This is a genomic window from Saccharothrix hoggarensis (assembly GCF_042678885.1).
Taxonomy (GTDB): domain Bacteria; phylum Actinomycetota; class Actinomycetes; order Mycobacteriales; family Pseudonocardiaceae; genus Actinosynnema; species Actinosynnema hoggarensis.
This window is the reverse complement of sequence record NZ_JBHTLK010000026.1, coordinates 20,886-42,764: the sequence shown is the minus strand read 5'-3', so window position 1 is coordinate 42,764 and position 21,879 is coordinate 20,886. Positions and strand designations below refer to the sequence as shown.

The 21,879-nt window shown below is 71.2% G+C and carries 18 protein-coding genes; 8 read left to right on the top strand and 10 right to left on the bottom strand.

The annotated features are described in order from the left end of the window. Nucleotides 1-182 precede the first annotated feature (182 nt). The 7 genes from ACFQ3T_RS08120 to ACFQ3T_RS08090 all read right to left on the bottom strand — a co-directional run bounded on the left by ACFQ3T_RS08120 (nucleotide 183) and on the right by ACFQ3T_RS08090 (nucleotide 8,192). Nucleotides 183-632 (bottom strand): ATP-binding protein, encoded by a 450-nt coding sequence (locus tag ACFQ3T_RS08120; protein ID WP_380721896.1) that lies wholly within the window; start codon nucleotides 630-632, stop codon nucleotides 183-185. Beyond that, nucleotides 629-949: an STAS domain-containing protein gene (locus ACFQ3T_RS08115; protein ID WP_380721894.1), complete on the bottom strand. Its 321-nt coding sequence runs from the start codon at nucleotides 947-949 to the stop codon at nucleotides 629-631. Before ACFQ3T_RS08115 ends, ACFQ3T_RS08120 begins: the two co-directional genes overlap by 4 nt. A gap of 6 nt (nucleotides 950-955) precedes the next feature. Continuing rightward, nucleotides 956-3,004 carry a glycogen debranching protein GlgX gene (glgX, locus tag ACFQ3T_RS08110; RefSeq protein WP_380721892.1) on the bottom strand — a complete coding sequence of 683 codons (2,049 nt, stop codon included), beginning with the start codon at nucleotides 3,002-3,004 and terminating at the stop codon, nucleotides 956-958. A 3-nt stretch (nucleotides 3,005-3,007) separates the two neighbouring features. After that, a complete protein-coding gene (locus ACFQ3T_RS08105) occupies nucleotides 3,008-4,834 on the bottom strand; it encodes an AGE family epimerase/isomerase (protein ID WP_380721890.1) in 1,827 nt (608 codons plus the stop codon). A gap of 189 nt (nucleotides 4,835-5,023) precedes the next feature. Next, a complete protein-coding gene (locus ACFQ3T_RS08100; RefSeq protein ID WP_380721888.1) occupies nucleotides 5,024-5,710 on the bottom strand; it encodes a DJ-1/PfpI family protein in 687 nt (228 codons plus the stop codon). 10 nt (nucleotides 5,711-5,720) lie between these two features. Next, nucleotides 5,721-7,331 carry a thiamine pyrophosphate-binding protein gene (locus ACFQ3T_RS08095; protein WP_380721886.1) on the bottom strand — a complete coding sequence of 537 codons (1,611 nt, stop codon included), beginning with the start codon at nucleotides 7,329-7,331 and terminating at the stop codon, nucleotides 5,721-5,723. A gap of 36 nt (nucleotides 7,332-7,367) precedes the next feature. After that, the gene (locus ACFQ3T_RS08090) at nucleotides 7,368-8,192 is read right to left on the bottom strand and encodes a type 1 glutamine amidotransferase domain-containing protein (RefSeq protein ID WP_380721884.1); all 825 of its coding nucleotides are present in this window, start codon (nucleotides 8,190-8,192) and stop codon (nucleotides 7,368-7,370) included. A gap of 295 nt (nucleotides 8,193-8,487) precedes the next feature. Here ACFQ3T_RS08090 and ACFQ3T_RS08085 point away from each other — a divergent pair, with 295 nt between their 5' ends. The 8 genes from ACFQ3T_RS08085 to ACFQ3T_RS08050 all read left to right on the top strand — a co-directional run bounded on the left by ACFQ3T_RS08085 (nucleotide 8,488) and on the right by ACFQ3T_RS08050 (nucleotide 18,856). Continuing rightward, nucleotides 8,488-10,473 (top strand): maltotransferase domain-containing protein, encoded by a 1,986-nt coding sequence (locus ACFQ3T_RS08085; RefSeq protein WP_380721882.1) that lies wholly within the window; start codon nucleotides 8,488-8,490, stop codon nucleotides 10,471-10,473. A 5-nt stretch (nucleotides 10,474-10,478) separates the two neighbouring features. After that, nucleotides 10,479-12,146, top strand: coding sequence for a maltose alpha-D-glucosyltransferase (gene treS, locus ACFQ3T_RS08080; RefSeq protein WP_380721880.1), 1,668 nt, complete (start codon nucleotides 10,479-10,481; stop codon nucleotides 12,144-12,146). Beyond that, nucleotides 12,143-13,411 carry a maltokinase N-terminal cap-like domain-containing protein gene (locus ACFQ3T_RS08075; RefSeq protein WP_380721878.1) on the top strand — a complete coding sequence of 423 codons (1,269 nt, stop codon included), beginning with the start codon at nucleotides 12,143-12,145 and terminating at the stop codon, nucleotides 13,409-13,411. The genes treS and ACFQ3T_RS08075 overlap by 4 nt, the downstream gene beginning before the upstream one ends. Further along, nucleotides 13,408-15,534, top strand: a complete 2,127-nt coding sequence (gene glgB, locus ACFQ3T_RS08070) for a 1,4-alpha-glucan branching protein GlgB (protein WP_380721876.1) — start codon at nucleotides 13,408-13,410, stop codon at nucleotides 15,532-15,534. Before ACFQ3T_RS08075 ends, glgB begins: the two co-directional genes overlap by 4 nt. 126 nt (nucleotides 15,535-15,660) lie before the next feature. Further along, nucleotides 15,661-15,828: a hypothetical protein gene (locus tag ACFQ3T_RS08065; protein WP_380721874.1), complete on the top strand. Its 168-nt coding sequence runs from the start codon at nucleotides 15,661-15,663 to the stop codon at nucleotides 15,826-15,828. Nucleotides 15,829-15,904: 76 nt separating this feature from the next. Next, entirely contained in the window at nucleotides 15,905-16,525 is a 621-nt protein-coding gene (locus tag ACFQ3T_RS08060) for an alpha-ketoglutarate-dependent dioxygenase AlkB (protein WP_380721872.1), read from the top strand. A 187-nt stretch (nucleotides 16,526-16,712) separates the two neighbouring features. Next, nucleotides 16,713-18,305, top strand: coding sequence for a cellulase family glycosylhydrolase (locus tag ACFQ3T_RS08055; RefSeq protein WP_380721870.1), 1,593 nt, complete (start codon nucleotides 16,713-16,715; stop codon nucleotides 18,303-18,305). A gap of 113 nt (nucleotides 18,306-18,418) precedes the next feature. After that, nucleotides 18,419-18,856, top strand: coding sequence for a DUF4345 domain-containing protein (locus ACFQ3T_RS08050; RefSeq protein WP_380721868.1), 438 nt, complete (start codon nucleotides 18,419-18,421; stop codon nucleotides 18,854-18,856). Here ACFQ3T_RS08050 and ACFQ3T_RS08045 read toward each other — a convergent pair. The 3 genes from ACFQ3T_RS08045 to ACFQ3T_RS08035 all read right to left on the bottom strand — a co-directional run bounded on the left by ACFQ3T_RS08045 (nucleotide 18,807) and on the right by ACFQ3T_RS08035 (nucleotide 21,833). Beyond that, nucleotides 18,807-19,280, bottom strand: a complete 474-nt coding sequence (locus ACFQ3T_RS08045) for a winged helix-turn-helix transcriptional regulator (protein ID WP_380721866.1) — start codon at nucleotides 19,278-19,280, stop codon at nucleotides 18,807-18,809. The genes ACFQ3T_RS08050 and ACFQ3T_RS08045 overlap by 50 nt on opposite strands. Nucleotides 19,281-19,314: 34 nt before the next feature. Then, nucleotides 19,315-20,487 carry an AI-2E family transporter gene (locus tag ACFQ3T_RS08040; RefSeq protein WP_380721864.1) on the bottom strand — a complete coding sequence of 391 codons (1,173 nt, stop codon included), beginning with the start codon at nucleotides 20,485-20,487 and terminating at the stop codon, nucleotides 19,315-19,317. Between the two features lie 311 nt (nucleotides 20,488-20,798). Then, complete coding sequence (locus ACFQ3T_RS08035; RefSeq protein ID WP_380721862.1) at nucleotides 20,799-21,833, bottom strand: hypothetical protein; 1,035 nt, start codon at nucleotides 21,831-21,833, stop codon at nucleotides 20,799-20,801. Nucleotides 21,834-21,879 lie beyond the last annotated feature (46 nt).

The window sequence follows — 21,879 nt, the reverse complement described above, 5'->3', positions numbered from 1 at the left end:
ACGACCTCGGCCGCACGGCTCTCCGCCGGGCCGAAGACCAGCGCCACCGGCACGCGTCCCGCGCCACCGAGCCGCGGCGCCGCGCCACCCCGCCCCGCCAACACCCCGACCGGCCGACCCATCACCCCTCCACGTCCTTCACCCGACGTCCCGACGTCCCGACGTCCCGCCGCACCCGCGGTTCACGGCCCGCGGGTCCCGCGCTCGGAACCCGTGCCGCCCGGATCGCGTCCGGCCCGGCACACCACCATCGTGTTGCGGTTGCGGCCGTCCACGCGCTCGTAGTGGAACTCGTCGAGCCCCGCCATGGCGACGTGCAGCCCCAGCCCGCCCGCCGTCCGCTCCGCCGGGTGCGTCGCCAGCACGTGCGACGCGTCGTGGCCGCGCGGGTCGAACGGCGGGGCGCGGTCCTCCGTGCGGACCCAGACGCGGTCGTCGTCCACGCCGCCGCACACGACCAGGACGCCGCGCCCGCCGTAGCCGTGCTCGACGATGTTCGTCGCGATCTCGTCGGCGGCCAGCCGCAGCCGGTAGGCCTGCCCGCGGGTCAGCTCGGCGCACTCGGCGAGGCCGCGCACCAGGTCCGCGACCCGCGGCCCGACCGCGTCCGGTGTGGACACCTCCTCGGTCATGCCCCGGTCGGCTCCTGCATCACCACGCTGCGGTCGAACCCGGTGAGCCGGATCGTCTCCGCGACCTCGGGACGGGCGCCGACCAGCACGATCTCCACCCCGCGGCCGAGCTTCTGGTGCGCGTACACCAGGCTGCGCAGCCCGGCGGACGACAGGTAGGTCAGCTGGTCCATGAGCAGCACCAGCCGGTGCAGCTCCTGCGTCGCCACCTCCTCGATCACCCGGTTGAGGCGGCCCGCCGACTTGGACTCCAGCTCACCGCGCAGCCGGATCGTGGCGATCCCGTCCCACACGTGGCTCTTGGCTTCGAAACTCATCGTCCCTCACTCCTGTAGCGTCGGACGGGAGGTCAGCACCACCACCGACCGCGGTCCCGCCCACAGCCGCGACCGGTCGGCCAACGGCGGTTCCTGCCCCGGTTCGTGCACCACGCCCGCGCCCGTGTCGGCGAACAGGCGCCACTCGACGCCCTCCGGCAACGCCAGCTCCACGCCCTCCCAGTGCGCGTTCGCCGCCACGTACACCCGGTCGTCGCCGAAGCTCACCGAGGCGGCCAGCAGCCTGCTGACCGTCGACCAGTCGGGTTCTCCGGGCGTCGTCCCGTGCCACGTGACGTCCCGGCCGCCGGCCAGGTGCCCGCGCCGGCGCAGCGCCGGGTGGGCGGCGCGGAACGCGATCACCCTGCGGGTGAACTCGAACAGCTCCTCGTTGCGCCGCACCAGGTCCCAGTCGAACCACGACAGCTCGCTGTCGTGGCAGTAGGCGTTGTTGTTGCCGTGCTGGGTGCGGCCGACCTCGTCGCCCGCGAGCAGCATCGGCACGCCCTGGCTGGTGAGCAGGAGCAGCAGCGCGTTGCGCACCTGGCGCTCCCGCAGCGCCAGCACCTCGGGGTCGTCGGTGGGCCCTTCGACACCGCTGTTCCACGAGTGGTTGCCGGGGTCGCCGTCGCGGCCGTCCTCGCCGTTGGCCTCGTTGTGCTTCTCGTTGTACGCCACCAGGTCGGCGAGCGTGAACCCGTCGTGCGAGGTGACGAAGTTGACCGACGCGGCGGGCTCGCGGTCGCCGTACAGGTCGGGCGAGCCGACGAACCGGGTGGCCATCTCCCCCACCACGTCGTCGTCGCCCTTGATGAACCGGCGCAGCGCGTCGCGGTAGCGACCGTTCCACTCGGCGAACCGCCGGTAGCCGGGGAACGTGCCGACCTGGTAGAGGCCCGCCGCGTCCCACGCCTCGGCGATCAGCTTGCAGTCGCGCAGCACCGGGTCGTTGGCCAGCGCCTCCACCAGCGGCGGGTTCGCGAGCACCGCGCCGTCCGGCCCGCGGGACAGGATGGCGGCCAGGTCGAACCGGAAGCCGTCGACGTGGAACTCCGACGCCCAGTACCGCAGGCAGTCCAGCACGAACCCGCGCACCACGGGGTCGTTGCAGTTGACCGTGTTCCCGGTGCCGCTGAAGTTGTGGTACTCGCCGTCCGGGGTGAGCATGTAGAACGTGCGGTTGTCCAGGCCGCGGAACGAGATCGTCGGACCCCACTCGTTGCCCTCGGCGGTGTGGTTGAACACCACGTCGAGGACGACCTCGATGCCCGCCCGGTGCAGTTCCCGCACGAGGGTCTTCAGCTCGTCCACAGGGGACGGTCCGGCGGCGAAGGACGCCTTGGGCGCGAAGAAGCCCACCGTGCTGTAGCCCCAGTAGTTGTACCACCACGTGTCGGTGTCCGGGTCGTGCCGCGAGTTCGTGAACTCGTCGAACTCGAACACCGGCATCAGCTCGACGCAGTTCACGCCCAACCGCTTGAGGTACGGGATCTTCTCCACCAGGCCCGCGTACGTGCCCGGGTTCTCGACACCGGAGTTCGGGTGCCGGGTGAAGCCGCGCACGTGCGCCTCGTAGACGACCAGGTCCTCGTGCGCGATGCCGGGCCGCCGGTCGTCCTGCCAGTCGAACTCGTCCCGCACCACGCGCGAGCGCCACGCGGTCTGCGCGTACCGGACCGGCCGCACGCCCCACTCCTCCGCGCCCGCCAGCGCCTTGGCGTACGGGTCGGCGATCACCACGGTGGGGTCGAACCGGTGCCCGGCGGCCGGGTCGAACGGCCCGTCCACGCGGTAGCCGTAGTCGACGTCGTCGGCGTCGACGCCGAGCACCGTCATCGCCCACGCGCCGCCGACCCGGAAGTCCTCCGGGAACGGCAGCTCGGCCAGCACCTCCGCGTCACCGCGGCGGAACAGCACCAGCGTGACCGCGGTGGCGTGGTTGGACGACACGGCGAAGTTCACGCCGCCGGGGACGGGGGTCGCGCCGAACGGCAGCTGCCGCCCGGCGCGCACCTCGAAGCCGGCGACCCAGCGGGTCGAGAGGTCGGCGGTCACCGCTCACCCCTCGGCGGGCGCCAGGTGGGCCCGCACGGTCAGGTCGTGGTCGGAGTCGGGCAGGTTCACCGTCATCGCGACCGGGTCGAAGTCGGCGTACGGCCGACCGTCGACCTCGACCCACTCCAGGCGGGCGGACCCCGGCGGCAGCGCGTCCGGCGCGACCCGCAGCACGCGGTCCTTGAACCCGTCGGCGCGCGGCTTGAACCACAGCGACAGCGGTCCGCCGCCGAGCAGCAGCCGGCCGTACACGGTGGCCAGGAACGCCAGCTCCGCCGCGTGGTACATGGACATCGAGTGGCTGCCCTTCAGCCGCTCGGTGCCCAGCAGGTACGGGTGGCCGTCGGCGAGGACGTTGAAGTACACGCCGCCCTCGTCGTGGTCGAGGAAGAACGCGTTGTAGAACGCCTGAGCCTCGCGGCCGTGCTTCAGGAACTCCTGGTCGCCGGTGGTGCCGGCGAGGATCAGGTACGCCAGGATGGCCTGCTCCTGCTGCCACCACGCCTTGCGGTCGTGCCACACCAGCCGGTGCCGGTCCTGGCCGACGCCCAGCACCCGCTGCACCACGTCGTACCAGCCGCCGCGCTGCCGGTCGGCGCCGAACGCGGGCAGCGACCGGGCGATCCGGTCGGCCAGCACCGAGTACGACTCCTTCGACTTGATCGAGTTCATCCGGGTCAGGTTCCACGCGATCTTCATGTTGTGGCCGACGACCGCGCGGTCCTGCTGCCAGCCGTGGGAGCGGTCGGGCGACCAGTCGCCGTGGAACCGCTCCTGCACGAACGGGCTCGTGGCGTCCGGGAAGTGGTCGACGATCAGGTCGAACGTCTCCTCCAGCATCCGCGCGTGCCGCTCCTCGCCGGTGGCCAGGTACAGGTTGATCAGGTACGCGGGCGCGTGGTCGCCGATCGAGTTCCAGTTCTTGCGCGACCGGTTCGGCCCGAGCGACTCGTGGTGCGGGCTGAGCAGGATCGGGTCGATGTGCGAGTAGTAGCCGCCGCGCACCGGGTCCTTGAAGAACCGCTCGAACAGCCGCAGCGTGCCGTCGATGTCGGACGCGATGCGCGGGTCGCCGGTGATCCGGTACGTCTGCGTCGGCCCCACCAGGGCGTAGATCTGCTCGTAGGCGGGGATGGACTGCGAGTCGTCGCTGAACTCCGACGCGAAGCAGCGCGACTGGATGCCGTCGCGCACGTCGATGCCGTGGTACCAGTAGACGACGTTCTCGTCGCGGTCCACGAACCGCATGTTGTCCCGCAGGTACTCGGTGCCGCGCTCGGCGACGCCGAGGAAGTCCTCGTCGCCGGTGAGCATGTAGGCGCTGGCCATGCCGTACACGAGCCGGGAGACCGTGTCGGTCTCCTGCACGTGGTCGTCGGCCTTGTCGCCGCCCAGCCGCAGGATGGTGCGGTAGTCGGCGAAGTCCACCGGGTTCTTCGAGCCGAACTGGGCGTGCCGGTAGAACTTGGCCAGCTCGGCGAGCTGCCGCGGCCACCAGTCGGTCTCCTCGAACCGGTAGGCGTCCCCCGGCCCGACCAGCACGACCCGCTTCGCGTCGAACGTCGTGTCGCCCCGCTCGGGGTAGAACAGCCCGTACACGAACACGTGCCGTCCCGGCCGGAGCAGGTCGATCATCGGCTCCGTCACCGAGACGGGCTGCTCGCCGAGGTTGCGGATCATCTCCGCGTAGGTGTCACGGGTGACCTTCGCCCGCACCGGGCGGCCGTCGCTGGTGCGCAGGTCGAGCGCGCCGCGGGTGGGGTCGTACCCGACGACGTACCCGGCGACCAGGTCGGAGAACACGAAGTCCACGTTGTTGTCAGCGACCATCGGTCGTCCCATCTGTGGTCAAGTGCCGCCGCCTCGCGGACGGCGGGCTCGGTCGCCTGGAAGTCGGTCGTCCGAGGCTCCTCCCCTGCCGATCGACGGACGTGATCGACGGGAAGGAGCCTCGGACGACCGGCGCGACCTCGCGGTGGTCGGGTGGGCGTCGTTCCAGCACAAGGACTGTCGTCCGCGCTAGGCCCTGTCCTCGGCGGCGTGGCGCGGGGAGGGGGTCATGCCGATCCCCCTGAGCATCCGTTGCCTGCTGCGCATGCTGCCCACCGGAGTGCGGGCCGCGATGAGGTCGATCAGGGTGCGCGCGAACAGGTGGGCGGCGTCGGCGCTGCGGCCGGTGACGAGGTCGCCGTCCACCACCACGTCCTGGTCGGTGTAGACGGCGCCCATGTTGCGGACGTCCCCGATCAGGTTGTTGTGGCAGGTGACCCGGCGACCGGCCACCACCTCAGGGATCGGCGCCACGAGCCACATGCCGTGGCAGATGATCCCCTTGAGCACGCCCGGCGTGGCGAACGCGCGTTCCAGCAGCCGCACCGCGGGCGCCTTGGCGTTGACGTCCTCGCTGTAGCGCAGCCGGTCCGACACCATGCCCGAGGGCACGATGATCGCGTCGTACGTGCGCAGCTTGGCGTCGTCCACCGCCTCCAGGTCGCCGTCGACCGTCATCGGCACCTGGTACTCGTGACCGGTGAAGGTGATCGACTCCTGACCCCACAGCCGGGTCAGGTACTCGATCGTGGCGCCCTCCTCGGCGAACCTCCGCTCGTAGTAGGCGATCTCCGGCTCGACGTAGTCGGTCTCCATCAGGATCGCGATGGTGCGGCCGGACAGCTGGCCGTTCTCGCGACGCGGGAGAGTAGGCATCGTTCCCCCGCTACTTGGTGACCAGGTCGATCAGGAACGGACCGGTGGCGGTGAGCATGCGGCGCACCGCGCCCGCCACCTGGCTCGGCTTCTCCACCCGCATGCCGTCCACGCCGAGGGCGCGGGCCAGCTCCACGAACCCGATCTCCGGCCGGCCCAGGTCGAACCCGGACGGGTACTCGTGCCGGTCGATGCCGCGTTCCCGCCAGTACTGCTCGATGTTGAGGTCCAGCAGCTCGTAGCGGTGGTTGTTGCAGATGACGAACTTGGCGTTGACGCCTTCCCGGGCCGCCGTCCACAGCGCCTGGATGGTGTACATGCTGCCGCCGTCGCCGGTGAAGCCGATGACCTCGGCGTCCGGCCGCGCCATCTTCGCGCCGATGGCGCCGGGGATGCCGATGCCGAGCGACCCGCCGCGGGTGGAGAAGTAGTTGCCCGCCACCCGCGGCGGCAGGTACTTCGTCAGGCCGGGCGAGGCGGTGAGGGCCTCGTCGAAGATGACGAGGTCGCTGCCGCCCTGCTCGGCGAGCTCCGCCGCGAACAGCTCCATCATCGGCGCGTTGTGCTCCGGCCGCGGCCTGCGCCAGACGGCGGAGGAGCGGGCCGTGGGCCTGCGGCCGGCGGCGAAGAGCCGTTCGGCCAGGGCCGCCAGGGTGTGCTTCGGGTCCGCGGCCAGGGCCACGTCCACCGGGTGGTTCTTGGCGATCTCGTAGGTGTCCAGGTCGACGTGGACGATCTTGGCGTCGGCCCGGAACGGGTTGTGCAGGCTGGGGAACACCTCGGGGAACACGTACGTGCCGACGATCAGCACCGCGTCCGCGTCGGCGACCTGCCGCTCGCTGTTGGCGCCGAACATGTGCCCCAGCTGCCCCTGCCACAGCGGGTGCGTGTTGTCCATGTTCAGCTCGGACGAGTCCAGGCCCCACACCGGCGCGTCGAGCAGCTCCGCGACGCGGGTCAGCTCCTCCTGCGCGCCGGACACCGACACGCCGTCACCCATGAGGATCAAGGGGTGGTACGCGCCGGTCAGCGCGGCGGTCGCCCTGTCCAGATCACTCGGGACAGGGACGACCGCCTGGCTGGGGATCGTGCTGGGACGCACGGGTTCGGTGTTCTCCGCGTCGAGCACGTCCATCGGCAGCGCCACGAAGACCGGGCCGCGCGGGGCGGTCATGGCGGTCTTCACGGCGCGGCGCAGCGTGCGCAGCAGCGACGACGGGTGGGTGACGCGGGTGGCCCACTTGGTCACCGGCTTCGCCATGGCGACGAGGTCGGTGGCCATCTGCGAGTCCATCGCGTCGTACCGCACCCCGGCCTCGCCCGCGATGACCACCAGCGGTGAATGACCGCGCATGGCCTGGTACAGCATGCCGACGCCGTTGCCGAGCCCCACCCCGGTGTGCAGCTGGACCAGTGCGGGGCCCGCCGTGGCCCTGGCGTAGCCGTCGGCCATCGCGATGGCGACGGTCTCCTGCAACGCCAGCACGTACTCGAATCCCGGCACGCCCTCCAGGATGTCCAGGAAACCCTCTTCCACGGTTCCCGGATTCCCGAACATCCGGGTAAAGCCATCGGCGACGAACTGCTCGAAGATGGCTACCTTTCCCGGCCTTGCGGTCATGACCGATTTCCTTCCCGGTTCGTATGGGCTAGCGGATCACCAACCGAATCGGCGCAGACCCGATTCGAGGACTTCGACGAGCTTTTCGCCGGCCGGGAACGAGTCCGGCGTGGAGCGGGCGGTGATGAACGGGTAGTCCACGATCACCGAGACTTCCTTGCCGACGTTGCCGTGGTAGGCGCCGTCGGGGCCGGTCGCGTCGCGCAGGATGTACTCCAGCGGGTACGGCGGCGGGCCCATGTTGAAGTCGACGCCGATGAAGCCGGTGCCGTCCTTGTAGTCGTACTCCTTGCAGTGGCCCGTGACGTGCTTGCCCCAGATGATCGACTTGCGGTCCTCCCAGTCGCGGGCGAACGCCAGCGGCGCGACGCCGTAGCACTCGCCGACGATGGGCTTGTCGGCGCGCAGGAACGCGAGGATCAGCTCGTGCAGGCGCTCGTTGTTGGCCAGGTCCACGATCGGGCCCGAGCCGCCGACGATCACCATCGCGTCGAACTGCTTGATGTCGTCGTCGAGGTTGCCCAGCTCGCGGTTGTAGGCCTCGATCTTGCGCAGGAAGTCCGACTCGCTGAAGTACGGGCGCTCGGGGATCCACTCGGCGAGGCTGATGGGGTTGTCGAGCCGGGACGACTCGTCCAGCTCCTTGGCCGCCACCGCGACCTCCGGCGTGGTCACCGACCGGCCCAGGGGCGGGTCGATGTAGCCGGGGTCGAGGCTCGGCGGCAGGGCTCGGGCCCGCGCGCCCGTGGGCGTCGCGAAGACCGACTGGTAGCCCTGCTCGTCGAACGTGGCGACCGGGCCGAGCAGTTCCTCGCCCCAGTAACCGTATTCCGAGAGGACGATCAGAATCTTCTTCGTCATCGTTTCTCCGTGGCTGGTGTCGACAGGCTGCGGTGAATTCGCCTGCCGAGGGCAAGTTGACCAGCGCGACCCCGTGACAACAAGGAACGCGGTGGCCTGCGGCGTCACTCCGTGCAGTGCGCCCGGAAGTTAACGCGAAACCGCGGCCGGACGGCGCCCGCATACTTCGTCATCTCGCCGCCCCGACCCGTCATTGTCGCTGGTCACGAACTTTCCGAACCGATCGAGCAGTGCCCGGCGCCGTTCTCCCGGTGCGGCATCCTTTTGTTTGATCCACCGAGAAAGGACGGCAGCAATGTCCGGCCGAATCTATGTCGAAGATGTGACGCCGGTGGTCGCCGCAGGACGTTATCCCGCGAAAGCAGTCGTGGGAGAGCACGTCCCGGTGACCGCGGCGATCTGGCGAGAAGGGCACGACGCCGCGGGCGCGACCGTCGTCTGGCGCGGTCCCGGCGACCGGCAGGCGCGGCACACCCGGATGGACCTGGTCGACCCCGGCGCCGACCGCTGGGCGGCCGCGATAGCCCCGGACGTGCCCGGCGCGTGGACGTTCCGCGTGGACGCCTGGTCGGACCCGTGGGCCACGTGGGCGCACGCGGTGCGGGCCAAGCTCGACGCCGGGCAGGGCCCGGAGGAGCTGGCGAACGACCTGGCCGCCGGGGTCGCCCTGCTGCGACGGGCGACCCTGCTGAAACGGCCCCGAGAGGAGCGCACCGCGCTGCTGGAGGCGGCCCGCGCGCTGGCGGACCCGTCGCTGCCGCCCGGCCGGCGCGGCGCCGCCGCGCTGGCCGACGACGTGGCGCGGGGCATGCGGGAACGCCCGGTGCGCGACCTGGTCAGCCGCGGCGACACCCACCAGCTGTGGGTGGACCGCACCCGCGCCGTGTTCGGCTCCTGGTACGAGTTCTTCCCCCGCTCCACCGGGGGGTGGGACGCGGACGGCAAGCCCGTGCACGGCACCCTCGCCACCGCCGCCGACGCGCTCGAACGCGTCGCCCGGATGAAGTTCGACGTGGTGTACCTGCCGCCGATCCACCCGATCGGCGAGGTCAACCGCAAGGGCCGCAACAACTCCCTCACCGCCGAGCCCGGCGACGTCGGCTCGCCGTGGGCGATCGGCTCGCGCGACGGCGGCCACGACGCCGTCCACCCCGAGCTGGGCACGCTGGTCGACTTCAAGGCGTTCGCGGACCGGGCGCACGAGCTGGGGCTGGAGATCGCGCTGGACCTGGCCCTCCAGTGCGCGCCGGACCACCCGTGGGTCGCCGAGCACCCCGAGTGGTTCACCACCCTGGCCGACGGCACCATCGCCTACGCCGAGAACCCGCCCAAGAAGTACCAGGACATCTACCCGCTGAACTTCGACAACGACCCCGAGGGGTTGCGCGCGGAGATCCTGCGGATCGTCCTGCACTGGGTCGGGTACGGGGTGCGGATCTTCCGGGTCGACAACCCGCACACCAAGCCGCCGGACTTCTGGCACTGGCTGATCTGGAAGGTCAAGCACGACCACCCGGACGTGCTGTTCCTCGCCGAGGCGTTCACCCGGCCGGCGAGGCTGTACGGGCTCGCCCGCCTGGGCTTCGACCAGAGCTACACCTACTTCACCTGGCGCGACACGAAGGCCGAGCTGACCGAGTTCGGCACGGAGATCGCCGCCCACGGCCACGAGGCCCGCCCCAACCTGTTCGTGACCACGCCGGACATCCTGCCGACGAGCCTTCAACTCGGTCTGCCCGCGATGTCCGCGCTGCGCGCGACCCTGGCCGCGACCCTCGCCCCGACGTGGGGCGTCTACTCCGGCTTCGAGCTGCACGAGCACGAGCCGCTGCGCGAAGGCGGCGAGGAGTTCCTCGACTCGGAGAAGTACGAGCTGCGGCCCCGCGACTTCGAGGGCGCCCTCAGGGAGGGACGTTCCCTCGAACCGTGGCTGACCAGGCTCAACGAGCTGCGCCGCGCCCACCCGGCGTTGCGGCAGCTGCGCGAGCTGCGCTTCCACGACGTCGACAACGACGCCCTGATCGCCTACTCGAAGACCGACCCGGCCACCGGCGACACCGTCGTGTGCGTCGTGACCCTCGACCCGCACCGGCCCCAGGAGGGCACGTTGCGGCTCGACCTCGCCGCCCTCGGCCTGGACGAGCAGTTCACCGCCCACGACGAGGTCAGCGGCCAGACCTGGCGCTGGGGCCGCGAGAACTACGTCCGGCTCGACCCCGCGGTCGCCGTGGCCCACATCGTCGACGTCGGTCACCCCGCACGTCGCAGCGAAGGAGCGTGACACCCATGTCCCTGTCAGACGACCCCGGCACCGCGGACTGGTTCAAGCGCGCGGTCTTCTACGAAGTGCTGGTCAGCGCGTTCGCCGACGCCAACGGCGACGGCATCGGCGACCTGGCGGGCCTGGAGTCCAAGCTGGACTACCTGGAGTGGCTCGGCGTGGACTGCCTCTGGCTGCCGCCGTTCTACGCCTCGCCGATGAACGACGGCGGCTACGACATCAGCGACTTCCGCGCCGTGCGGCCCGAGTTCGGCGACCTCGCCGACTTCGTGCGCCTGCTCGACTCGGCGCACCGGCGCGGCATGAAGGTCATCACCGACCTCGTCATGAACCACACCTCCTCGGCGCACCCGTGGTTCCAGGAGTCGCGGCGCGACCCCGACGGCCCGTTCGGCGACTTCTACGTGTGGAGCGACACCGACCAGCGCTACGACGAGACGCGGATCATCTTCGTCGACACCGAGAAGTCCAACTGGACCTGGGACCCCGAGCGCGGCCAGTTCTACTGGCACCGGTTCTTCTCCCACCAGCCCGACCTGAACTACGACAACCCGGCCGTGCGCAGCGCCATGATCGACGTGCTGCGGTTCTGGCTCGACCTCGGCATCGACGGGTTCCGCCTCGACGCCGTGCCGTACCTGTTCGAACGCGACGGCACGAACAACGAGAACCTGCCCGAGACGCACGACTTCCTCAAGTTCGTGCGCAAGGTCGTCGACGACGAGTACCCCGGCCGGGTCCTGCTCGCCGAGGCCAACCAGTGGCCCGCCGACGTGGCCCACTACTTCGGCGACCCGGACGTGGGCGGCGACGAGTGCCACATGGCGTTCCACTTCCCGCTCATGCCGCGCCTGTTCATGGCCCTGCGCAAGGAGTCGGCGCTGCCGGTGTCCGAGATCCTGGCCCGCACCCCCGACATCCCGGACAACGCGCAGTGGGGCATCTTCCTGCGCAACCACGACGAGCTGACGCTCGAGATGGTGTCCGACGAAGAACGCGAGTACATGTACGAGCAGTACGCGCCGGAACCGCGCATGAAGGCCAACGTCGGCATCAGGCGCCGCCTCGCGCCCCTGCTCGGCAACGACCGCGCCCGGCACGAGCTCCTCACCGCCATCCTGCTGTCCATGCCCGGCTCCCCCGTCCTCTACTACGGCGACGAGATCGGCATGGGCGACAACATCTGGCTGCCCGACCGCGACGGCGTGCGCACCCCGATGCAGTGGACGCCCGACCGCAACGCCGGGTTCTCCACCGCCGACCCCGGCCGGCTGTGCCTGCCGGTCGTCAGCGACAAGGTCTACGGCTACCAGGCCGTCAACGTCGAGGCGCAGTTCCCCGTCGAGGCGTCCCTGCTCAACTGGACCCGCGGCATGCTCGCCGTCCGCCGCGAGCACCCGGCGTTCGGCCTCGGCACGTTCGCCGAAGCCGACGTGTCGAACACCGCCACCTTCGCGTACCTGCGCCGGCACGGGGACGAGACGTTGTTGTGCGTCTTCAACTTCTCCCGCCACCCGCAGCCCGTCGACGTCAAGCTCCCCGGCCTCGACGGCGCCGTCCCGGTCGAGCTGACCGGCGGCGTGCGGTTCCCCGCGATCTCGGGCGAGCGCTACCAGCTCACCCTCCCCGGCCACGGCTACTACTGGTTCCGACTCGAAGGCGGTGTGTCATGACGACCGCGGTGGACACCCTGACCGACGCGCTCACCCGCTGGCTGCCCCGGCAGCGCTGGTACGCCGCCAAGGACCGGACCCCGGACCTGGTGCACGTCGACCGCGTCACCACCCTCCTCGACGGCGACCCGACGCTCCTCCACGTCCTCGTCTCCGTCGACGGCGAGCGCTACCAGCTCCTACTCGGCAGGCGCGCGTCGTTGCCCGCGGCCCTCGCCGACGCCGCCATCCTCGACACCCCCGACGGCGTCGTCTACGCCGCCACCCACGACGGCGAGCTGATGTCCCGGCTCCTCGGGCGCCTCCACGGCGCCGTCGACGGGCCGGTGTTCGAACCCGAACCCGGCGCGCGGATCGCGTTCGACCTGCCCGCCCGCGTCGTCGGCGTCGAGCAGAGCAACACGTCGCTGATCTTCGGCGACCGGTACATCCTCAAGCTGTTCCGCCGCGTCCTGCCCGGCGCGCACCCGGACGTGGAGCTCCACCGCGCCCTGCACTCCGTCGGCGCGCGGCACGTCGCCCGGATGCTCGGCACGATCACCACCCGCGTCGACGGCGTCCCGGCCGCCCTCGGCATCCTGCAGGAGTTCCTGCCCGACGCCCAGGACGGCTGGACCCTCGCCACCACCGACCGCGCCGCGTTCGGCGACGAGGCCACCGCGCTCGGCCGCGCCCTCGCCACCGTGCACACCGCGCTCGCCTGCGCGTTCGGGCCGCGCAACATCGCCGTCAACGACCTGTCCGACACCGCCGACCGGCTGCGCCGGTGGTTCGCCGCCCTGGCCGACGTCATCCCCGAGCTCGCGCCGCACGGACCGGCCCTGCGCGCCGCGTACGACCGCCTCCGCGACGCCCGCGGCCCGTTCACGCTGCAACGCGTCCACGGCGACCTGCACCTGGGGCAGGCGCTGCGCGCGGGCGGCCGGTGGACGTTGATCGACTTCGAGGGCGAGCCCGGCCGGCCGCTCGCCGAGCGCAACGCGGCCCGCCACCCGTTGCAGGACGTCGCCACCATGCTGCGCTCCTTCGACTACGCGGCGCACCACGGCGGCGCGTCCGACACCGCCTGGGCGCAGCGGATGCGCGACGCGTTCTGCGCGGGTTACGCCGAGGTCCTCGCCGACCCGCGCGACCAGCCCGTGCTGCTGCACGCCTTCGAGCTGGACAAGGCCGTCTACGAGGTCGCCTACGAGCGGGCCCACCGGCCGGACTGGGTCGGCATCCCGCTCGGCGCGATCACCCGCATCCTCGGGACGGCGTCATGACCGCCGTGCTGCCGGCCCGCGACGAGCTCGACCGCCTGCTGGTCGGTGACCACCGCGACCCGCACGCCGTGCTCGGCGCGCACCCGGCCGGACCGGACACCGTCGTCCGCACCGTGCAGCCCGGCGCGCACGCCGTCGCGGTCGTCGCCGACGGCGTGCGGCACGACCTCGCCGACCTGGGCCACGGGCTGTTCGCGGGCACCGTCCCCGGTCGGGTCACGGCCTACCGGTTCGAAGTCGAGCGCGACTACGAACTCCGCGTGGTCGAGGACCCGTACGCGTGTCAGCCGACCGTGTCACCCGCCGACCTCGACCTCATCGCTCGAGGCAGGCACCCCCGCCTGTGGGACGTGCTCGGCGCGCACCCGCGCGACCGCGGCGTCGCCTTCGCCGTCTGGGCGCCCAACGCCCGCGGCGTCCGCGTCGCCGGCGACTTCGACGCGTGGGCCGGCCGCGGCACCCCCATGCGCCACCTCGGCGCGGGCGTCTGGGAGCTGTTCGTCCCCGGCGTCCGGCCGGGGTGCCGCTACAAGTTCCGCGTCCTCGGCGCGGACGGGAACTGGCACGAGCACGCCGACCCGCTGGCGTTCGCGACCGAGGTCCCGCCCGCCACGGCGTCCGTCGTCACGACCTCGACCCACCGGTGGCGCGACGGCGACTGGCTCGCCCGCCGCGACGCCACCGACTGGCAGCGGGCGCCGATCAGCATCTACGAGGTGCACCTCGGCTCGTGGCGCGTCGGCCTCTCTTACCAGGACCTCGCCGTCGAGCTGGGCGACTACGCGCAGGAGATGGGCTTCACCCACGTGGAGCTGCTGCCCGCCACCGAGCACCCGTTCGGCGGGTCCTGGGGCTACCAGGCCACCTCCTACTACGCGCCGACGTCCCGGTTCGGCACGCCGGACGACTTCCGGTTCCTGGTCGACCACCTGCACTCCCTCGGCATCGGCGTCATCCTCGACTGGGTGCCGGCCCACTTCCCCCGCGACGCGTGGGCGCTGGCCCGCTTCGACGGCGCGCCGCTCTACGAGCACCCCGACCCGCGCCGGGGCGAACACCCCGACTGGGGCACGCTCGTGTTCGACCTGGGCCGGCCCGAGGTGCGCAACTTCCTGGTCTCGTCGGCCCTCTACTGGCTGACCGAGTTCCACCTGGACGGGCTGCGCGTCGACGCCGTCGCCTCGATGCTCTACCTCGACTACTCCCGGCCGCCCGGCGAGTGGCTGCCCAACGAGCACGGCGGGCGGGAGAACCTGGAGGCCGTGGCGTTCCTGCGCGAGCTGAACGAGACCGTGCCGCCGGGCGTCCTGGTGTTCGCCGAGGAGTCCACCACCTGGCCCGGGGTGACCAGCGAGGACGGCCTGAAGTTCGACTTCAAGTGGAACATGGGCTGGATGCACGACACCCTGCGCTACCTGGGCGTCGATCCCATCGAGCGCGTCCACCACCACGGCGGGATCACCCACTCGATCGAGTACGCGTGGAGTGAGCGCTACCTCCTGCCGCTGTCCCACGACGAGGTGGTGCACGGCAAGGGCTCGCTGTGGCAGCGCATGCCCGGCGACGACCACCGCAAGGCCGCGGGCGTCCGCGCCCTGCTCGCCTACCAGTGGTCGCACCCCGGCAAGAAGCTGCTGTTCATGGGCGGCGAGTTCGGCCAGCCGTGGGAGTGGGACGCCGACGACTCGCTGGCCTGGTGGCTGCTCGCCGAGCACGGCGGCATGAACTACCACCGCGGCGTCCAGCGGATGGTCGCCGACCTCAACGAGGTCTACCGGCGCGAACCCGCCCTGCACACGCTCGACGGGACGCCGGAGGGGTTCTCGTGGCTCCGCGCCGACGACGCCGCGAACAACGTGATCGCGTTCCGGCGGCACGGCGCGGACGGCTCGGAACTGGTGTGCGTGGTCAACTTCGCGGGCGTGGCGCACCACGACTACCGGCTGGGCCTGCCGCGCGCGGGCCGCTGGCAGGAGGTGCTGAACACCGACCTGCCGGACTACGGCGGATCGGGCGTGGTCAACGGCGCGGTGACGGCGGACGGCGTCCCGATGGACGGCCAGCCGGCCTCGGCGGCGTTGCGGCTGCCCGCGGGCGGGGTGGTCTGGCTGTCGCCGGCGTGAGCGAAAGGGGCCTGGCCTGCGCGGACCGGGCCCCTTTCGGGTGGCGTCGATCGTTTTCCCAACCCTGGCCGCACCTCGCCCCGAACACGCGTGTAACTTCCGTCCAAACGGGGTAGAGGATCTTCCATGAGCAGCACACCTATCTACGACGAGCTGGCGGCCATCCTGCTCGCCGACCACCCTGGCACGGCCGACGCGGCCGCCTCGGGGAAGCAGAACGCCGAGCCCTCGGACGAGGGCTCCAAGCAGGTCCGCACCGGTGGCAGAAGGCGCAAGCCCGAACCGGACGCCTGATCTTTAAGTTAACACTGAAACAATAGAGTGCACTACGAGTCGAACGCGTGTTCGATTCTCGGGTTATGCTGCCCTCATGCAGGTGTCGCTGTTCGACGACGGCGCGGAGCCGCCCGGCCTGCGCCCGCTGACCTCCGTGCGGCGGACGGTGCTGGGCGACGGCGCGTGGGTCGACGTGCTCCCCGGCTGGCTCACCGGCGCGGACGCGGTGTTCCGCAGGCTCGTCGACGAGGTGCCGTGGCGCGCCGAGCGCCGGCAGATGTACGAGCGCGTGGTCGACGTGCCGAGGCTGCTCTGCTTCTACGACGAGGACGCGCCGCTGCCGGACCCGGTGCTGACGCGCGCCCGCGCGGAGCTGACCGCGTGGTACGGCGAGGAGCTGGGCGAACCGTTCCGCACGGCCGGGCTCTGCTACTACCGGGACGGCCGGGACTCCGTGGCGTGGCACGGTGACACGATCGGGCGAGGCTCCACCGAGGACACGATGGTCGCCATCGTGTCCGTCGGCACGCCCCGCGCGCTGGCCCTGCGCCCGCGCGGCGGCGGCGGCGCGACCGTGCGGTACGCGCTGGGCCACGGCGACCTGATCGTCATGGGTGGCTCATGCCAGCGGACGTGGGAGCACGCCGTGCCCAAGGCGTCCCGCGCGGTCGGACCGCGGATCAGCGTCCAGTTCCGGCCTCGCGGCGTGCGCTGACGCCCGCGGACGGGAACCGGACGGAGCGACCGAAACCGGACCCCGTATTCCACCCCGTTCGGCCCAACGCCGCGTCGTCGCAGGTAGTGCGCCGGATTCTGGTCCTTGAACACCTCGACCGCCGTCACTACGCTCCGCCTGGGAGCGCTCCCAGAGCACGTTGCGAACATCCTCAAAGGAGAGCGGTATGCGGCAACGGAGATCGATCTTCGGCGCCCTGCTGACGGCCGCGGTGGCCGTCAGCGGAGTCGTCGCGGTCGCCACGGCGGGACAGGTCACGGCGGCCCCGGCAGGCGGTTACCTGCACACCGCGGGCAACAAGATCGTGGACAGCACCGGCGCGACGGTCCGGCTGACCGGCATCAACTGGTTCGGCATGGAGACCGACAACAAGACCTTCCACGGGCTGTGGTCCAACCGCTCGTGGAAGCAGCAGCTCGACCAGATGGCCCAGCTCGGGTACAACACGCTCCGCGTGCCCTTCTCCAACGACGCGCTCAAGCCCGGTGCGACGGCCTCCGGGGTCAACGATTACGTCAACCCCGACCTGACCGGCCTGTCCCCGTTGCAGATCCTGGACAAGGTCGTCGACTACGCGGGTCAGAAGGGGATGCGGATCATCCTCGACCGGCACCGCCCGACCAGCGCCGGGCAGTCCGCGCTCTGGTACACCGCGACCGTCCCGGAGAGCACCTGGATCAACGACTGGAAGATGCTGGCCGAGCGGTACAAGGGCAACACCACCGTCATCGGCGCCGACCTGCACAACGAGCCGCACGCCGAGGGCACCAACCCCAACGCCACCGGCGCGTGCTGGGGCTGCGGCGTGGTGGAGCGCGACTGGCGGCTGGCCGCCGAGCGCGCGGGCAACGCCATCCTGTCCGTGCAGCCGAACTGGCTGATCTTCGTCGAGGGCGTGAGCTGCCCGAGCGGCGGTCTGTCCGACACCTGGGACAACGACCCGTCCAACGACGAGGACTGCGGCTGGTGGGGCGGCAACCTGTCCAAGGCGGGCCAGTTCCCGGTGCGGCTGAGCGTGCCGAACCGGCTGGTCTACTCGCCGCACGAGTACGCGACCTCGGTGTTCGAGCAGAAGTGGTTCAACGCGCCGGACTTCCCGGCGAACATGCCCGCGATCTGGGACAAGTACTGGGGCTACCTCTACAAGAGCGGCACCGCGCCGCTGATGATGGGCGAGTTCGGCTCGACGCTGGCCAACCCGAAGGACAAGGTGTGGCTGGAGAACCTGATGGCCTACACCGGCAAGGGCGTGGACGGCATCTCGTTCACCTACTGGTCGTGGAACCCGAACTCCGGTGACACGGGCGGCATCGTCGGCGACGACTGGACCACGGTCAACCAGGCCAAGCAGTCGATCCTCCAGCCGTACCTGATCCCGCCGACGGGCGGTGGGACGACGACTACCACCACTACGACCACCACCACGACGTCCAACGGCAACGGCTCGGGCGCGTGCAAGGCGGTGTGGCGGCAGGACAACGCCTGGCAGGGCGGCTTCCAGGGCTCGCTGACGGTGACCAACAGCGCCACCGCCGCGGCCAACCCGTGGAAGGTCGTGTTCACCCTGCCCGCGGGCGTGACCATCGGCAGCGGGTGGAACGGCACGTTCAGCCAGAGCGGCACCACCGTGACGGTGACCGCGCCGTCCTACGCGCCGTCGCTGGCGCCGGGCGCGTCGGTGTCGCTCGGGTTCACCGCCAACGGCACGGCGAGCGCGCCGTCCGGCGTGACGCTGGGCGGGGCGGCCTGCACGGCCTGAGGTAGGGCCACCGGGGGCCGCGGCGACACCGCCGCGGCCCCCGTCGCACGAGCGCCGCCGCCATGATCGACCCTCAGTTTCCCGGTGGTACGTTCAGGCCGGGGAGCTTGATCGTGACGCGGACGTCCCGGCCCACGACCGGTGTGCGGCGGAACGCGCACGTCGGACGGGGGGTTCGGGTGAAGGCGTTCCAGGCGGTCGTGGTGGTGCTCGGCGTGTTCATGGTCGGCACCGGGTTGGCGGAGGTGGCGATCGGGCCGTCCCTGTTGCCGGGCACCCCGGCGGCGGCGCCCACGCTGGACAGCAACTACCGGTTCTTCGCCGCGATGTGGCTGGCGATGGGCGTGGCGATGCTGTCGGTGGCGCGCCGGGTCCGGGAGTCCACGACGGTGTTGCGGTTCGTCTGCGCCGCCGTGTTCGTCGGCGGTCTGGCGCGGGTCGTGTCGTGGGTGGCCGAGGGCACGCCCCACCCGATGATGCTGGTGCTGCTGGCGATCGAGTTCACCGTCCCGCCGGTCCTGGTGCTCTGGCAGCGACGTTGGGCCGCGTGACGACGGCTTCCGGCGCCACGCGCTCGCCGCAGCAGTCGCACACCATCCGCGTCCCGACGGAACCGCCGCAGCCCGCGTGCTCCACCAGGGTCGGCGGGCCGGACGGGGTCGGCACGTGCCGGTCGCCCCACGCCATGAGCGCCAGGATGACCGGCGTCAGCTCGCGGCCCCGGGCGGTGAGCCGGTACTCGTGGCGCGGCGGCCGGTCCTGGTACGGCACGCGCTCCAGCACCCCGTGGTCGACCAGGCCGGTGAGGCGGTCGCTGAGGACGTTGCGCGCGATCGGCAGCCGGGCCAGGAACCCGTCGAACCGGGTGACGCCCGACAGGGCGTCCCGCACGATCAGCAGCGTCCAGCGCTCGCCGACGACCTCCAGCGCGCGGGCGATCGAGCAGACCTGGTCGTCGTAAGTGCGTCGGAGCATCCGCGCATGATAACCACGGGTTTCTCCACGAAACTCACTCCTCCGCACCACGCTCCCGCTCCGGCTCGGCGGAGGTTCCGGGCGCCGGTGGGTGATCACCGGCGACGGCGCGGCCCGCCGTGTGCCGGTCGGCCACCTCCCCCAGGTACCGCAGCACGACGGCGGCCGCGGCGACCACCGGGACCGCGAGGAACGCCCCGGCGATGCCGTACAGGGTGCTGCCGGCCGTCACGGCGAGCAGCACCACGGCCGCGTGCAGGCGCAGGCTGCGCGACTGGAGGACCGGCTGCAGCACGTTCCCCTCGACCTGCTGGACCACCACCACGACCGCCAGCATGATCAGCGCCGCGGTGAGCCCGTTGCTGACCAGCGCGACCAGCACGGCCAGCGCGCCCGCGATGAACGCGCCGACGATGGGGATGAACCCGCCGAGGAACGTCAGCGCCGCCAGCGGCACCGCGAGCGGCACGCCGAGGATCACCAGGCCGAGGCCGATCAGCACGGCGTCCACCAGGCTCACGATCGCCTGGGTGCGGATGAAGTCGCCGAGCGTCGTCCACACGCGCTCCAGCACCACGGTCACGTGCCCGCCGGCGCGCTCGCCGATCACGCCGCGCAGCCACGGCGTGAACAGCGGGCCGTCCTTGACGAACAGGAACGCGAGCAGCAGCGCGACGATGCCGGTGACGATGCCGGAGGTGACCGTGCCGACGCCGGTGAGCAGCCCGTTGGCGATGGAGCCGACGCTGGCCTGCAGCTGGTCGACGCCCTGCTGGAGCAGCTGGTCGAGCTGGCTGTCCCCGAGGTTGAACGGCGGGCCGGCCATCCACTCGCGGGCCTGCTGCAGGGCGCGGCTGGCGCTCTCGGCGATCTCCGGCACACCGGACGCGATCGACGTCGAGATCAGCGCCAGGACGCCGCCGAGCACGGCCAGCCCGCCGAGCAGCACGATCGTCGCGGCCAGCGCGGCGGGCACGCCGCGGGCGCGCAGCCACCGGGCGGGCGGCCACAGGACCGTGGTGATCAGCAGGCCGAGCAGGACCGGCATCACGACGACCCACAGCCTGCCGATGAGCATGCCGAGCAGCACGAAGCCGATGGCGACCAGCGCCAGGCGGGTGCTCCACCGCGCCAGCCAGGTCACCCCGTGCCCGATGGCCTCACCGCGATCGGTCCAGCGGCGGTCTCCAGCGCTCACGTCGTCCATCCCCTCCACCGCGGCGCGCCGTCCGGCCGCGCCTGCCCGGAAGCCTGCCAGAGCCGCCCGCACATTTCGTGCCACGCCGCCCGTGTCAAGCGCCGGGCCGACACGGAACCCGTCCGGGCGACCACCTTCACCCACCGCCCGACCGGCCGCGCCGTACCTTCACCGCGACCACGGGCCTGAAGCCAGGCTCCTCGCTACGTCCTGCTCACGCCCGTCAGTGCGGGTAGGCATGAACATCCACTCCCACAGCAGCGCCCAGAAGGGGTGCGGTTCGGGTAGGAGACGTTGATGATGGCGAGACCGCTGTAAACTCAGCTGGGCAGGGCGTTGTTCCAGATCGGCCTCATGTGCGCACGCCTGGCGGCGGGCGCCTCCAGCCGCGTGAACGTCGCGGGATCTTGGCGGTACACGCAGTCGATTCCCACCCCGTGCAGGAGTGCGATGTCGTCGGTGGCGGGTCGTACCGGGAACAACGCGGTAAGGCGGACAACAGGCGGCTCCGGGCACCTCGGCGCGTAGTGGAGGAGCTGCGCGACGGCCTGACGCACCCGTTCGCGGCTGGCACCTCCTTTGGCCTCGATCACCTCGGCGCCATCCGGACCGCACGCGTACATGTCCGACACGCCGGCGACCGATGTGAACCGGCGGAACGTCACGTCGACATTCGCCGCCGCGTACTCCTCAACCAACTTCGACTCGCCACGGTGGACCGTGATCGAGCGAGTCGTACGGGCGTACGTCGTGTTCGCCGTGTGGAACTTTTCCAGTTCCACGGCCAGCCCCCGCTCCAACCGCGACTCGATGTAATCCTCGCGTGCCTTCTCCAGTGCCGCGGCACTGGAGGTCTCGATCCCGAGACCGCTGATCACCTGGTCGACCAGCGCAGGGTCGTCGACCACCCTCCCCGACATGAATGGGCCCTTGAGGGCTCCACCGGACACGTCCGCCAAGGTCCGGTACGGGATCAGCACCCCGTCGGCGAGACCCGTCAGGCTGTAGACGTTGACGAAGCTGTCCTCACCTGCCGACTCCTTCCACAGCTCGTCGGCGAACGCCTTGTTCCGGAAGCTCGCACCGACCTCGCCGATCGCACGGACGTGGTTCTCCCACACGAACAGCGCCACGTCGCCCACAGTGACGTCAGCCATCCTCCGGTTGAGGAACGCGCGGGTTCCCCAGAACCTGGCAGAGCCTGTCGGGTGGAGTTCCCGCAAGGTGTCGCGCTCGCGCGCGGACAACGTCGACCAGTAGCGGGGCTCGGTGAAGGCGACGTCGTTGTGCAGCGTTTTCTCGCGGTTGCGCGAGGCTTCCTCGTTCGCAGCCGGTTGGATCAGCAAGCGGGTCACATCAGCCCTTTCACGATCAACTCCCACCGCGCCGGATGAGGTCTCC

Coding starts and splice junctions, on each gene's coding strand:
- ACFQ3T_RS08120 (WP_380721896.1), bottom strand. CDS start 632: ATGACCGAGGAGGTGTCCACACCGGACGCGGTCGGGCCGCGGGTCGCG.
- ACFQ3T_RS08115 (WP_380721894.1), bottom strand. CDS start 949: ATGAGTTTCGAAGCCAAGAGCCACGTGTGGGACGGGATCGCCACGATC.
- ACFQ3T_RS08105 (WP_380721890.1), bottom strand. CDS start 4,834: ATGGTCGCTGACAACAACGTGGACTTCGTGTTCTCCGACCTGGTCGCC.
- ACFQ3T_RS08100 (WP_380721888.1), bottom strand. CDS start 5,710: ATGCCTACTCTCCCGCGTCGCGAGAACGGCCAGCTGTCCGGCCGCACC.
- ACFQ3T_RS08095 (WP_380721886.1), bottom strand. CDS start 7,331: ATGACCGCAAGGCCGGGAAAGGTAGCCATCTTCGAGCAGTTCGTCGCC.
- ACFQ3T_RS08090 (WP_380721884.1), bottom strand. CDS start 8,192: ATGACGAAGAAGATTCTGATCGTCCTCTCGGAATACGGTTACTGGGGC.
- ACFQ3T_RS08085 (WP_380721882.1), top strand. CDS start 8,488: ATGTCCGGCCGAATCTATGTCGAAGATGTGACGCCGGTGGTCGCCGCA.
- treS (WP_380721880.1), top strand. CDS start 10,479: ATGTCCCTGTCAGACGACCCCGGCACCGCGGACTGGTTCAAGCGCGCG.
- ACFQ3T_RS08075 (WP_380721878.1), top strand. CDS start 12,143: ATGACGACCGCGGTGGACACCCTGACCGACGCGCTCACCCGCTGGCTG.
- glgB (WP_380721876.1), top strand. CDS start 13,408: ATGACCGCCGTGCTGCCGGCCCGCGACGAGCTCGACCGCCTGCTGGTC.
- ACFQ3T_RS08065 (WP_380721874.1), top strand. CDS start 15,661: ATGAGCAGCACACCTATCTACGACGAGCTGGCGGCCATCCTGCTCGCC.
- ACFQ3T_RS08060 (WP_380721872.1), top strand. CDS start 15,905: ATGCAGGTGTCGCTGTTCGACGACGGCGCGGAGCCGCCCGGCCTGCGC.
- ACFQ3T_RS08055 (WP_380721870.1), top strand. CDS start 16,713: ATGCGGCAACGGAGATCGATCTTCGGCGCCCTGCTGACGGCCGCGGTG.
- ACFQ3T_RS08045 (WP_380721866.1), bottom strand. CDS start 19,280: ATGCTCCGACGCACTTACGACGACCAGGTCTGCTCGATCGCCCGCGCG.
- ACFQ3T_RS08040 (WP_380721864.1), bottom strand. CDS start 20,487: ATGGACGACGTGAGCGCTGGAGACCGCCGCTGGACCGATCGCGGTGAG.